This is a genomic window from Kribbella antiqua, from assembly GCF_004345665.1.
Lineage (GTDB): Bacteria > Actinomycetota > Actinomycetes > Propionibacteriales > Kribbellaceae > Kribbella > Kribbella antiqua.
Map to the genome: position 1 here is coordinate 126,517 of NZ_SLWR01000002.1, position 12,587 is coordinate 139,103.

Sequence of the window (12,587 nt, forward strand, 5' to 3'; positions counted from 1 at the left end):
TAGTCGCGGTTCGGCGTACGCCGAACTGTTCAGCTGCGAGGATCACAGGTATGAGTTTTCGCGAGCTGCATAGCGGGTTCTTCGTCATGCCGAATGCGTGGGATGCCGGGAGTGCGGTGGTGCTGGCCGATGCGGGCTTCGAGGCGATTGCGACGACCAGTGCGGGGATCGCGTTCTCGCTGGGCAAGGGTGATCACACGTTGCCGGATGGTGCGCCGGCGTTGTCGCGGGACGACATGTTCGCGCGGGTTCGTGAGATCACGGCGGCGACCGCCGTACCGGTGAACGGGGACCTCGAGGACGGGTACGGCGCCTCACCGGAGGCTGTCGCCGAGACGATCACGTTGTCGCGCGAGGCCGGGCTCGCCGGCGGGAACATCGAGGACTTCAACGGCCGCGAGCTGTACGACGTCGAGCTCGCGGTCGAGCGCATCGTCGCCGCCCGCGAGGCAGCCGGGCCCGACTACGTCCTGACCGCGCGTACGGACGGCCAGTTGCTCAAGGCACCGACCAGCTTGGCCGACTCGATCGCCCGCGCGAACCGCTTCCGCGAAGCCGGTGCCGACTGTCTCTACGTCCCCGGCGTGAACGACCTCGACTCCATCCGCACTCTGGTCCGCGAGATCAACGGCCCGCTCAACGTCGTACTGGGCCTGGGCACGTCAACCCTCACCGTCGGCGACCTGCAGGCAACCGGCGCTACCCGAGTCAGCCTCGGCGGCAGCATCGCCCGAGCCGCTCTAGGCCTGGTACGACGTGCCGCGCAGGAGCTACTCACCAAGGGCACCATCGACTTCGCTGCCCGCCAAATCCCCCAAGCCGAGCTCAATCAGCTCTTCGCACGCCACCCGGCCGGATAGTCTCCAGTCGTGCGTCGAAGCCTGGGTGGGCTGGCGATCGTCCATGGGATCGTCGGTCTCGTCACCTGTTTGAGCCTCATCGTCTTCTACATCGTCGAAGGACCCTTCGGCGCGATCAATGACGTCGGCAACGCCGTGCTGGGAGTACTGAGCGCCGGTCTCGCGTGGATGTCGTGGCGCTCCGGCGCGCGGTGTCCGGCCGCCTTCGTCGGAATCGCTGCTGTCGGAGCCGCGATCACTGTCGTGGGCTCCTACCTCGTCCTGAGCGACGCCACCGGGTTCTTTCTCGCGGGGCTGGTGTCGAGCGTCGGGTTCGCCTTGATCGGAGTCTGGCTGATCGCGGTCAACCACTGGAGCGCCGCCGACTCCCCAGGACCACGGCGCCTGCGCACAGCCGGCCTGGTCGCGGGGGCCGTGATGGCGCTCGGCTTCATCAACGCGCCCGGCATCGCCATGGGCCTCGACGGCATGGACACGGCTCCCGCCTGGACCTTCCTCGGCGGCTTCAGCTGGGCCGGCACCTACCTGCTCTTCCCAATCTGGAGCCTCCGGCTCGCCCGCGCTCTACCACGACGGCAGGGGTAGCAACCCGACGAGCGGGACCACGGCCGCAGTCAGCAGCAGTTTCAGCGGCAGTACGACGAAGCCGGCGCCGACGCTGGTCAGCATGGCCGCGCCCCAGTTGTGCGTCCTGCGGCGCCGACCGATCAGGTGCGACAAGAAGATCGTCAGCGCAACGATCAGCGGCGGTCCGACCGCGACGGCGAAGACCGGGACGGGCCCTAGCGTCACCTCGGAGTTCGGCAGGCCGGTCACCGCGACGACGGCGGCCGCGAAGGCAAGGCTGAGGTCCACGAAGGGGAAGAGTGCCCGCGGAGTATCGGCAACGCTGTCCGCGATGTCGCGAAACTGGAAGCACGCGACGAGCAGGAGAACGGACATCACGATCAGCTCGACCCGGATCGCACCACCGATCGATGGAACTCCCTTCTCGTGGCCTTTGAAATAGCCGATGACGGGTACGGTCACGATGGCGAGGAAGATCCAGGCAGTGACCAAGAAGCCGACGACTTCTCTTGGCCTGCGCGCCCAGCGCGATCTCGTCTCTATGTCGCTGCCGTAAGTGGCGCGGTTCATCCAGGCGATCACGCCCTTTCGCCTCGCTATCCGCGCCTGCTCCGCCCTGAACTCAGGAGTCATCTGAGCGACCGCGAACAGGTACGCCAGGATGAGCGAACCGCCGAGACCTACCAAGGCCCAGCTCACATCGCTGCGCAGGATGCCGAGCAGCATGACGGTGTACAGCAGGATCTGCGCGTAGATCGCCAGGTACGCGAGGAATGGGATTCCTGCTTCGGCCAGCGATCGCCAGGACATGCCGAGGATGCGGCCGAAGACGATCCAGAACAGGCCAAGCAGCAGGAACTGCGTGGTGATCGCCACCGGCAGAACGGAACGGACTTCCTCCATCCCGAGGTCCTTCACGGCTTCCCAGAGGGTGCGGGTCTGCTCGTCGCCGTAGAACGCGTACGCGCACACCAGCAGCACGAAGGTGATCAGCGTGTTGACCTTGCCGGACTCACGCCAGAACTTGTTCTCGACATGCCGTTGGACGAAGTTGATCATCGACGACACCCAGCTGACCACTGGGATGACGGCGAGCAGCCAGACCCACCCGGGCACGTCGGACAGATCGATCGGTAGGTCGATGTCCCCCAGCCCCACACCTCATTTTAGGAAGACGGACCCTGCGCAGTCTTGCCCGATCGCGCAAAGTCGCGTCGGCTTCGGGAACGCCAACAGCCCGGACCACGTGGTGGTCCGGGCTGCTGACGTCGTCGTCAGAAGATGACTTCGCCGCGGGCGCGGCGGGCGCGGAGCTTTTCGAGGGCCTCTTCGAGGATCTCCTGAGCTTCCTGCTCGCTGCGCCGTTCCTTCACGTACGCCAGATGCGTCTTGTACGGCTCGATCTTCGGCGGCGGAGGCGGGTTGTTCACATCGGTGCTGGTCGGCAGACCGCACCGTGGACAGTCCCACGCCTCCGGAATCGCCGCCTCGACCGCGAACACCGTCGCGGTCTCGTGCCCGTTGGCACAGAAGAACACGATGCGCTGCCGGGGCGCGGTGTCGCCGCGCTCCGCCTCGCCCATCGGGCCGGCACCGACCCGGCTGCCACGAATAGCACTGCCACCACCAGCCACGGGATCTGCTCCCCTCTCAGCCGAGCTTGTACAGCAGGCCGAGCGCGACGATGGCGGCGAACCAGATCAGACCGACACCGATCGTGATCCGGTCCAGGTTCCGCTCGGCGACCGACGAGCCGCCCAGGCTGGACGACACACCGCCACCGAACAGGTCCGACAGACCGCCACCGCGGCCTTTGTGCAACAGCACGAGCAGCGTGAGGATGAGGCTGCAGACGATCACGACGATCGAGAAAGCGAGAATCACGAGGAGTAGCCTAACTGAAGGTCCAGGTAACGGCAGATGCCGGCGAACTCGTCCACCTGAAGGCTCGCACCTCCGACCAGGCAGCCGTCGACATCCGGTTGGGCCATGATGCCACCTGCGCTGCTCATCTTCACCGACCCCCCGTAAAGAATCCGTACCGAGTCGGCGACCGAGGGTGAAATCGTTTCCTCCAGCCGGCTCCGGATCGCCGCGCAGACCTCCTGCGCGTCCTCGGGGGTGGCGACCTCGCCGGTGCCGATCGCCCAGACCGGCTCGTACGCGATCACGACCTTGCGGATGTCGTCCTGCTTCAGCCCGGCCAGCGCGCCGTCCACCTGGGCCAGTGTGTACTCCACGTGCTCGCCGGCCTTGCGGATGTCGAGACCCTCGCCGACGCAGACGATCGGGACCAGCCCGGCCGCCAGCGCCTTGGTCGCCTTAGCGTTGACCAGCGCGTCGCCCTCGTCGTGGTACTGCCGGCGCTCGGAGTGACCCGCCAGCACGTAGCTGCAGCCGAGCTTGGTCAGCATCGCGGCCGAGATCTCACCGGTGTAGGCGCCCGAGTCGTGCACCGACACGTCCTGAGCGCCGTACTTGATCTTCATCCGGTCGCCGTCGACGAGCGTCTGCACACTGCGGATGTCGGTGAACGGCGGCAGCACCGCCACCTCGACCCGCTCGAAGTCGTGCTTCTTGTCCTGCAGCGTCCACGACAGCTTCTGCAGCAGGTGCACCGCCTCGACGTGGTTGAGGTTCATCTTCCAGTTGCCCGCCATCAACGGCGTACGGGCGCTGTCAGTCATCGGATTCAGTCCTCTTCGAGTACGGCGAGACCCGGGAGCTCCTTGCCCTCCAGGTATTCGAGCGACGCCCCACCGCCGGTGGAGATGTGACCGAACGCCTCGTCGGCGAAGCCTAGCTGGCGCACCGCCGCGGCCGAGTCACCGCCACCGACCACGCTGAGGCCGTCAACCTCGGTCAACGCCTGCGCGACCGCCTTGGTTCCGCCCGCGAACGCCTCCATCTCGAAGACACCCATCGGACCGTTCCAGAACACCGTCTTGGCACCGGCGACCTCGGCGGCGAACGCCTTGCCGGACTCCGGGCCGATGTCGAGGCCGAGCTGGTCGGCCGGGATCGAGTCCGCGGCGACGACCGTGGCCGGCGAATCGGCCTTGAACTCGGGCGCGACCACGATGTCGGTCGGCAGCACGATCTCGACGCCCTTGGACTTCGCGGTCTCCAGGTAGCCCTTGACCGTGTCCAGCTGGTCTTCCTCGAGCAGGCTCTTGCCGACCTCGTGGCCCTGCGCCTTGAGGAAGGTGAACACCATGCCGCCGCCGATCAGCAGCTTGTCGGCCTTGGCGATCAGGTTGTCGATCACCGCGAGCTTGTCCGACACCTTCGCGCCGCCGAGCACGACGACGTACGGGCGCTCGGGGCTCTCGGTCAGCTTCTTCAGTACGTCGACCTCGGCGAGCACCAGGCCGCCGGCGGCGTGCGGGAGCTTGCGGGCGACGTCGTACACGCTCGCCTGCTTGCGGTGCACCACGCCGAAGCCGTCGCTGACGAAGACGTCCGCGAGCGCAGCCAATTCGTCGGCCAGCGCACCCCGCTCGGCCTCGTCCTTGCTCTCCTCCCGCGCGTCGTACCGCACGTTCTCCAGCAGCAGGACCTCACCCTCGTCCAGCTCCTGTACGGCGGACTGCGCGGAGTCACCGGTGACGTCGCCGGCGAAATGCACCGTGATGCCCTCGGGCTGCAGCAGCTCGCCGAGCCGCTTGGCGACCGGGGCCAGCGTGAACTCCGGGTTCGGCTTGCCCTTGGGGCGGCCGAGGTGCGCGGTCACGATCACCTTCGCACCGGCCTTGGCCAGCTTCACCAGCGTCGGCAGGCTGGCGCGGATGCGGCCGTCGTCGCCGATTGTCTCGTCCTTGATCGGCACGTTCAGGTCGGAGCGGACCAGGACCCGCAGGCCGGCCACGTCCCCGAGGTCTTCGATGGTCTTCACAGTTTCAGCGGTCCTTCAGGCTCAGGGAATGAGCCTGCGTCCGGAGCCGACACCAGGCCGTCCGGACGCAGGCTGCGGATGTGAAGGTGTCAGAGCGAAGCGCCGACGTGGTTGACCAGGTCGACCAGGCGGTTGGAGTAGCCCCACTCGTTGTCGTACCAGCCGACGACCTTGACCTGGTTGCCGAGCACCTTGGTCAGGCCCGCGTCGAAGATGCAGGAGGCCGGGTCGGTGACGATGTCGGTGGAGACGATCTCGTCCTCGGTGTACTTCAGGTAGCCCTTCAGAGCACCCTCGGCGGCGGCCTTGACGGCGGCGTTGACCTCCTCGACCGAGGTCTCGCGGCCGACGTTCACGGTCAGGTCGGTGGCCGAGCCGGTCGGGGTCGGAACGCGCAGGGCGTAGCCGTCCAGCTTGCCCTTCAGCTCCGGCAGCACCAGGCCGATCGCCTTCGCCGCACCGGTCGAGGTCGGCACGATGTTCAGGGCGGCGGCGCGGGCGCGGCGCAGGTCCTTGTGCGGGCCGTCCTGCAGGTTCTGGTCCTGGGTGTACGCGTGGATCGTGGTCATCAGACCCTGCTCGATCGTGAACGCGTCGTGGATCGCCTTCGCCATCGGGGCCAGGCAGTTGGTGGTGCAGGACGCGTTCGAGATCACCGTGTGCTTCTCGGCGTCGTACAGCTCGTGATTCACGCCCATCACGATGGTCAGGTCCTCGTTCTTCGCCGGGGCGGAGATGATGACCTTCTTGGCGCCGTTGTCGGCGTGCGTCTTCGCCTTGGTGGCGTCGGTGAAGAAGCCGGTCGACTCGATCACCACGTCGGCGCCGACATCCGCCCACTTCAGGTTCGCGGGGTCGCGCTCGGCGAACGCCTTGATGCTGTGCCCGGCGACGGTGATGTCGTCCTCGGTGGCGGAGACCTCGCCCGGGAAGCGGCCCAGGATCGAGTCGTACTTCAGCAGGTGAGCGAGGGTCTGATTGTCGGTCAAGTCATTGACGGCGACGACCTCGATGTCGGCACCGGACGCCTGCACGGCGCGGAAGAAGTTACGGCCGATCCGGCCGAAGCCGTTGATACCTACGCGTACGGTCACGGGACTGCGTCTCCTCAAAAATAGCTGTCGAGCACTGCCGCTACAGCCCGAAGACTAGCCCAAGAGCCCACCTGATCAACTGGTAGCGTCCAGATGAGACCAGCGGCTGGCCGGCCACGGATTCAGACCAGACCACTTGCTGGTACGACGACGGCGGATTCCGGAAAGTCTCTCCGGAAACCGCCGTCGCGTTCGATCAGGCGACCACGTTCACCGCCGCCCAGGCCTTGTCGACCGCGGCCCGCTCGGCGCTGCTCGCGCCGTACAGGTCGGTGGCGGCTTGGAGGGTTGCGGTGCGCGCGCCGTGGTAGTCGGTGCGCGACGTCATGTACGTCGTCAGCGCCCGGTACCAGATCTTCTCGGCCTTGCTGATCCCGATGCCGGTGACGGTGATGCCGCCGACGGTCGGGCTGTTGTACGCGACGCCGTTGATGGTCTTGGCGCCGCTGCCCTCGGACAGCAGGTAGAAGAAGTGGTTGCCGACGCCGGACGAGTAGTGCACGTTCAGCCGGCCGACGCTCTTCGACCAAGAGTCCGCGCTGGCCCCGTCCAGCGACGGCTTGTCCAGCCGGCGGATGTAGTTGGTGGCCGGGTCGTAGTCGGCGTAGATCTCCTCGCCGAGCACGTAGTCAGGGGTGTCGGAACCGTTCGCGGCGTACCACTCGACCGCCGTACCGAAGATGTCCGAGGTCGACTCGTTCAGGCCGCCGGACTCGCCGCTGTAGCGCAGGCCGGCCGAGCGGCTGGTGACGCCGTGGCTCATCTCGTGACCGGCGATATCCAGCTCCACCAGCGGGCCGATGCCCTGGCTCGGGTCGCCGTCGCCGTACCGCATGCAGAAGCAGGAGTCGTTCCAGGACGCGTTCACGTAGGCGCCGTCGTGGACATACGACTTCGCGCCGTTGCCGTCGTTGGCGATGCCGTTCCGGCCGTGGACGTTCTTGTAGTAATCCCAGGTCTTGGCAATGCCGTAGTGCGCGTCCACACCGGCGGTCTGCGGGTTGGCGTTGCTGCCGGTCCCCCACACGTTGTCGGCGTCGGAGAACAGCGTGCCGGCGTTGTACGTCGCGTTGCCGCCGCGGACCGGGTCGACCATCGTCCAACTGGTGCCGGACTTGGTGGTGTCGAGGCCGACCGTGCCGACGTACAGACCGCTGCCACTGCCGAGGTCGTCGGCGACCGTGCTCCAGCTGTCGAGCACCTTGCCGGTCTGCGCGTCGACGTACGTCTCGGTGCCGGTCGGCTCACCGTTGGCCTTGCGGCCTTCACTGACGACCTTGTAGGCCAGCTTGGACTGTCCGGCGTTGGTGACGAAGACGACGAGCTGCTGCTTGGCGGTCTTCTGCTTGGCCGCGGCTCGGGCGGCGCCGGCAGTCACTGCGGGCTTGGTCGACAGGCTGAGCTTGCCGACACCACCAGACGACGACCGGGCCTTGCCGGCCTTGTCCTGGTGTACGACGACATCGCCGCCGACAACCGGAAGACCCTGGTACGTGCGGTCGAACCGGACGTGGCTGCTGCCGTCGCCGTCAACGACGATGTCGCGGACGACCAGGTCGCCGCCGTCACCGACACCGAGCTGCGCGGCATTGGCCCGCGCAGCGGCGATCGGCGACACGGCATCTGGCTGGGCGGCTTGCACGTTGACGGTGGTGGAAACGACGGCCACGGCGGCGATCGCCGCTGCGGCCAGACCTGCGCGATGAATGCGCTTCATGCGAACTCCCTTGGGCGGAAGACGCGTACAGGCGGGACATCCCGTACACGTTTGGGCAGGCACACCCTCCGCAAACATCGCCGCCTTGGGAACCGATCGACCCCGGAAACCCCCGAAATACCGGGAAATCCTTCAGCCACCCACCCCACCCCCGCAGCCGCCCTCCCCCGCACCACCGGCTCCACCCAACTCGCCAGACCGGCGCCGCCACACTCTCGTCACCAGCAGCGGCCCAATTTGATGGGCTGCCCGCTGAGCTGGTGGGTCGCCCGCAGAGCTGGTGAGTTGCCCACTGAGCTGATGGGTTGCCCGCAGAGCTAGTGGGTTGCCCGCAGAGCTAGTGGGTTGCCCACTGAGCTGGTTGGTTGCCCCCTCGACTTCTGGCCAGGCAGCCCACCATGTCAGCGGGCAACCCCCGTCCTGGTGTCCGCATCGTGGACTTCCAATGCGGCGGCGCAACGGCGGGCTTCGGGGTGCCCGGGCTGGTTCGGGCTGCCGGGGCGTGGTTTTGGGTGCCCGGGGCTGGCCGATGGCGGGTTATGTGGTGGCTGACGGCTTGTTTGACGCTAGTGGTGAAACAACCCGCTATCGGCCGGGCGAATGGGGTGGGTTGCCCGGGATGTGGCCCGGTTTTGTCCGGATGGCGGGATCCTAGGCCGGGGGCTGGGTGGTCGGCTGGGGCTGGACCAGGAAACTGGGACCTGGGACCTGGGACCTGCAATAACGTGTTTCAGCTCCCGGTTTGGTGTCCCAGGTTCCGGCTGCCGCCGGTGATCTGCCCGGATATCGGACCACCCGTTGCCTGAGGCAACCGAATCGGCGGGGGTCTGGGGTGGGGGCGAGAGTGTTGTCGTGGGGTGCAAGTTTCCGGTGTCGAGGCCGCGCCGGACCCTGCCGGGTGCCGGGACACGGACATCGGCTCGGCAGCGCGGTGAAACACCCGCCTGTCTTGGTGATGAACTTGCGCCGACGGCCGAGCTGCTCCACCGGACCCCGGCCGTCTGGTGGCTCCAACCACCCCACCAAGGCCAAGCGCAAGCGGCCCTGGCATTCATCCAGGGCCGCTGCTCCTGTACTCGACTCTCAGCGCGCGACGGTTCGAGCCGTACCGCGGCCGGTGGTCGCGCCACCGACCCGCTCCTTCGCGCCGTCCACACTGCCTGCCTGTTGCGGTGGACTGCCGGCCGGAGGACGTCCGTCATCGAGGATCCCAGCGAGGAGGGCGGTGTCCACGCTCGCGCCCTTCACGAGCGCGTCCTCGGCCGCCTTCTTCGTAGCCGCCTCATCGGCCTCAACCCGAGCCGCAAAGCCCTTCTGCCTGTCGACGAACTCGACGCGTGACCGGGCCCCGCGGCCTCGCTGTTCATCCAACGTGTCCTTTTCCTCTTTCGCGGTACCCATCAGATCCCGTAGGCCTGAGCTGTACCGCGGGTGTTCAGCGCGGCGCCGCGGTGCTCCTTCGCGCCGTCGATCTGAGTGCCTGCCTCGGCCGAAACAGCGCCGCCAGCCGGCGGCCGGCCATGGTGCAGGAGCCGGTGAGCGAACTCGGCGTCGGCGACTGGGCCGATACCCACCATTCCCTTGGCGGCGTCCCACCGACTGGGCGGCGCAGCCTGGTACCCGTCGTCCGGCCAATTCGGTGTCGCCGGCTCCGCGGCGACCATGTTGACCTCTCTCTTCGACGCTTCTTCGATCTGCTGCTGTTGTTCCCGGAGCTTCGCCAGCGCCTCCTGTTGCCGCCTGGTGTTCTCCTCGTTCTGCAGCCGCACGATCTCCAACTGTCGCTTCGCTAGCTCTTCCTCGTTCGCATCGCCCATTGGTCTCCCAATCGTTGGTGTGATGGAAGCCCCCGTGGGGGCATCCAACCAACGCGGCAAGCCGGGTTTGAGAGGCGTTGGATAACGATCTGGTCAGGCTGGGTCGAGCATGTCTGGGGTGAGGTTGGCTTCGGTGTTGGGGATGCCGAGTTCGGCGGCTCGCTTGTCGGCCATGGCGAGGAGGCGGCGGATGCGGCCGGCGACGGCGTCCTTGGTGAGGGCCGGTTCGTGCAGCTGGCCGAGCTCTTCGAGGCTCGCCTGCTTGTGCTCCAGCCGCAGCTTGCCCGCCACCTGCAGGTGGTCCGGTACGTCGTCTCCGAGGATCTCCAGCGCCCGCTCGACCCTTGCACCGGCGGCGACCGCGGCCCGCGCAGAGCGGCGCAGGTTCGCATCGTCGAAGTTGGCCAGCCGGTTCGCGGTCGCGCGTACTTCGCGGCGCATCCGCCGCTCTTCCCACGCGAGCACCGACTCGTGCGCACCGAGCCGGGTCAGCAACGCACCGATCGCGTCACCATCGCGGATGACCACGCGATCCACGTTGCGCACCTCGCGCGCCTTCGACCCGATCCCGAGCCGCCGGGCAGCACCCACCAGCGCGAGGGCGGCTTCCGGACCCGGGCACGTCACCTCGAGCGACGACGAGCGACCCGGCTCCGTCAGCGACCCGTGCGCGAGGAACGCTCCACGCCACGCCGCCACCGCATCACACGAGGCACCGGACACGACCGCCGGCGGCAGACCCCGGACCGGCCGGCCCCGGTTGTCCACCAGCCCGGTCTGCCGGGCCAGCGCGTCACCATCACGTACGACGCGGACGACGTACTTGGTCTGCTTACGGATACCGGACGGGGAGATCACCACCACGTCCGACGGGTGCCCGAAGATCTCGGCGATGTCCTTGCGCAGCCTGCGCGCCGCGGCGCCGCTGTCCAGCTCGGCCTCGACGACGATCCGGCCGGACACGAGATGCAGACCGCCGGCGAACCGGAGTACGGACGACACCTCGGCCTTGCGGCAACAGGGTTTCGTGACCTGAATGCTGGTCAACTCGGACTTCACCTGTGCTGTCATCGCCATGAAGGCATCCTCCCACCGCTGTCAAAGACCCTCCGCCTCCGGTCCGTTCCGATCAACCGTCCGCGCCAGGGCGCGGACAAGCAGAAGGACGAGGGAGAGCCGCACCCCCTCCAACTGAGACCACCCACCGCGTGTTACGTCCCGTTTGGTGGGTTCACCCATCCGAGTGGGGGTTCACCCACCGGATGCGGTGGGGGAACCCAGCAGCTGGTGGGTGAACCCATCAAATGGGGGCTGCGGATCAGGTGTCGGTCTGCAGGGTGGCGCAGCCCCACATGACGTACCCGCCGGTGCCGCCCGCGGCGTTCGGGAGGTACAGCCAGTAGCTGTTGGTCACGCCGCACGCGGTGTGGCTGCCGCCGGTCTGGCCGGTGCAGTACGCCGTCTGCGACGTGCCCTTCTTGAACGTGCCGAGCTTGGAGGTGTTCACGGTCTTGCCGTAGTAGATCGGCGTGTCCTGCTTGGCGACCGAGTAGCACGAGGCCGTCGTCGCATCCGCGACGGTGGTCGAGGCAAATGCCGTACCGCCCGTGGCCAGCACGGGGACAACGGCGAGCGAAGCCATTGCGGACATGGCTTTGCGCATAAGCGTTCTCTCCTTGAGGGAGTTGGGATTTACCTTGCGACCGCAGTAAATCAAACGCTCGGTTCAGCCGAAGATCTCGCGGAAGACCTTGGCCAGTTTGTCCGGGGCGTGGTGCAGCTGCCGGACGTCGTCGGCGATGTCGGCGATCACCAGGTCGGCGCCGAGAGATTGCGCCGTACGACGTAATGACGCAGGGTCGGGCACATGGCCTTGGTCGGCGAGCACCACGTCGATGCGCAGGTCAGGAGCGTGAGCGCCCAGCACCTCGAGGTGGGTCTCCGGTGAGAACCCGTCCGTCTCGCCCTTCTGCTCCCCCAGGTTCAGCGTCAGCACGCGCTGCGCACTGGTCTGCTCCAGCCCGCGGCACAGCGCCGGGACCAGCAGGTTCGGGATCACCGACGTGAACCATGAACCAGGACCGACGACGACCCAGTCGGCCTCCGCGATGGCCACCAGGGCTTCGGGGCAAGCCGGCGGGTCGGCCGGATCGAGCGCCACGTCGACGACATAGCCTTCGGTCGTCGCGACCTCGGCCTGGCCGCGGATCTCGGTGATCGCCTCCGGATGGTCAGGATCCAGGCCGAGCACGCGAGCCGTGATGTCCAGCGGTACGGCGGACATCGGCAGCACCCGGCCCTGCGCACCGAGCAACCGCGCCACCCAGTCCAGCCCGTCGACGGCCTCGCCCAACAGCTCCCACAACGCCACGATCAGCAGATTGCCGACCGCGTGATCATGCAACGCACCATCACTGCGGAACCGATGCTGCAGTACGTCGGCCCACGTCCGGCCCCACTCGTCGTCGCGGCACAACGCGGCCAGCGCCATCCGCAGATCTCCCGGCGGCAGCACCCCCAGCTCACGCCGAAGCCGACCCGACGAACCACCGTTGTCGGCGACCGTGACGACCGCGGTCAGCTGATCGGTGACGTGACGGAGTGCGGACAGAGAGGCTGCCAATCCATGCCCCCCGC

General features: G+C 67.4%; 14 protein-coding genes. 2 read left to right on the forward strand and 12 right to left on the reverse strand.

Annotated elements, in window-relative coordinates; translation table 11 throughout:
* Positions 1–50: 50 nt before the first annotated feature.
* Both EV646_RS06660 and EV646_RS06665 read left to right on the forward strand, forming a co-directional pair.
* Entirely contained in the window at positions 51–860 is an 810-nt protein-coding gene (locus EV646_RS06660; protein WP_132145077.1) for an isocitrate lyase/PEP mutase family protein, read from the forward strand.
* A 9-nt stretch (positions 861–869) separates the two neighbouring features.
* On the forward strand, positions 870–1,445 hold the full coding sequence (locus EV646_RS06665; RefSeq protein WP_132145079.1) for a hypothetical protein: 576 nt from the start codon (positions 870–872) through the stop codon (positions 1,443–1,445).
* Here the strand turns inward: EV646_RS06665 and EV646_RS06670 are convergent.
* The 12 genes from EV646_RS06670 to EV646_RS06725 form a co-directional block, all read right to left on the reverse strand.
* Complete coding sequence (locus EV646_RS06670; protein ID WP_132145081.1) at positions 1,425–2,585, reverse strand: hypothetical protein; 1,161 nt, start codon at positions 2,583–2,585, stop codon at positions 1,425–1,427. The genes EV646_RS06665 and EV646_RS06670 overlap by 21 nt on opposite strands.
* A gap of 116 nt (positions 2,586–2,701) precedes the next feature.
* Positions 2,702–3,061, reverse strand: a complete 360-nt coding sequence (locus EV646_RS06675) for an RNA polymerase-binding protein RbpA (RefSeq protein ID WP_132145083.1) — start codon at positions 3,059–3,061, stop codon at positions 2,702–2,704.
* A 16-nt stretch (positions 3,062–3,077) separates the two neighbouring features.
* Entirely contained in the window at positions 3,078–3,311 is a 234-nt protein-coding gene (gene secG, locus EV646_RS06680; RefSeq protein ID WP_132145086.1) for a preprotein translocase subunit SecG, read from the reverse strand.
* Positions 3,308–4,114 carry a triose-phosphate isomerase gene (gene tpiA, locus EV646_RS06685; RefSeq protein ID WP_132145088.1) on the reverse strand — a complete coding sequence of 269 codons (807 nt, stop codon included), beginning with the start codon at positions 4,112–4,114 and terminating at the stop codon, positions 3,308–3,310. The genes secG and tpiA overlap by 4 nt, the downstream gene beginning before the upstream one ends.
* A 5-nt stretch (positions 4,115–4,119) precedes the next feature.
* Positions 4,120–5,322, reverse strand: coding sequence for a phosphoglycerate kinase (locus EV646_RS06690; RefSeq protein ID WP_132145090.1), 1,203 nt, complete (start codon positions 5,320–5,322; stop codon positions 4,120–4,122).
* A gap of 89 nt (positions 5,323–5,411) precedes the next feature.
* On the reverse strand, positions 5,412–6,416 hold the full coding sequence (gene gap / locus EV646_RS06695; RefSeq protein ID WP_132145092.1) for a type I glyceraldehyde-3-phosphate dehydrogenase: 1,005 nt from the start codon (positions 6,414–6,416) through the stop codon (positions 5,412–5,414).
* 196 nt (positions 6,417–6,612) lie between these two features.
* Complete coding sequence (locus tag EV646_RS06700) at positions 6,613–8,133, reverse strand: M4 family metallopeptidase (RefSeq protein ID WP_199236848.1); 1,521 nt, start codon at positions 8,131–8,133, stop codon at positions 6,613–6,615.
* 1,083 nt (positions 8,134–9,216) lie between these two features.
* Positions 9,217–9,504 carry a hypothetical protein gene (locus EV646_RS06705; RefSeq protein WP_132145096.1) on the reverse strand — a complete coding sequence of 96 codons (288 nt, stop codon included), beginning with the start codon at positions 9,502–9,504 and terminating at the stop codon, positions 9,217–9,219.
* A gap of 29 nt (positions 9,505–9,533) precedes the next feature.
* Positions 9,534–9,950 (reverse strand): hypothetical protein, encoded by a 417-nt coding sequence (locus EV646_RS06710; RefSeq protein WP_132145098.1) that lies wholly within the window; start codon positions 9,948–9,950, stop codon positions 9,534–9,536.
* 93 nt (positions 9,951–10,043) lie between these two features.
* Positions 10,044–11,027 (reverse strand): DNA-binding protein WhiA, encoded by a 984-nt coding sequence (gene whiA, locus EV646_RS06715; RefSeq protein WP_132145100.1) that lies wholly within the window; start codon positions 11,025–11,027, stop codon positions 10,044–10,046.
* 241 nt (positions 11,028–11,268) lie between these two features.
* Positions 11,269–11,613, reverse strand: coding sequence for a hypothetical protein (locus tag EV646_RS06720; RefSeq protein ID WP_132145102.1), 345 nt, complete (start codon positions 11,611–11,613; stop codon positions 11,269–11,271).
* 63 nt (positions 11,614–11,676) lie between these two features.
* Positions 11,677–12,573, reverse strand: a complete 897-nt coding sequence (locus tag EV646_RS06725; RefSeq protein ID WP_241995489.1) for a gluconeogenesis factor YvcK family protein — start codon at positions 12,571–12,573, stop codon at positions 11,677–11,679.
* Between the last annotated feature and the right edge of the window lie 14 nt (positions 12,574–12,587).

Excerpts from the sequence above, each read along its gene's own strand:
- EV646_RS06660 (WP_132145077.1), top strand. The coding sequence starts at position 51 with ATGAGTTTTCGCGAGCTGCATAGCGGGTTCTTCGTCATGCCGAATGCG.
- tpiA (WP_132145088.1), bottom strand. The coding sequence starts at position 4,114 with ATGACTGACAGCGCCCGTACGCCGTTGATGGCGGGCAACTGGAAGATG.
- EV646_RS06700 (WP_199236848.1), bottom strand. The coding sequence starts at position 8,133 with ATGAAGCGCATTCATCGCGCAGGTCTGGCCGCAGCGGCGATCGCCGCC.
- EV646_RS06710 (WP_132145098.1), bottom strand. The coding sequence starts at position 9,950 with ATGGGCGATGCGAACGAGGAAGAGCTAGCGAAGCGACAGTTGGAGATC.
- whiA (WP_132145100.1), bottom strand. The coding sequence starts at position 11,027 with ATGGCGATGACAGCACAGGTGAAGTCCGAGTTGACCAGCATTCAGGTC.
- EV646_RS06720 (WP_132145102.1), bottom strand. The coding sequence starts at position 11,613 with ATGCGCAAAGCCATGTCCGCAATGGCTTCGCTCGCCGTTGTCCCCGTG.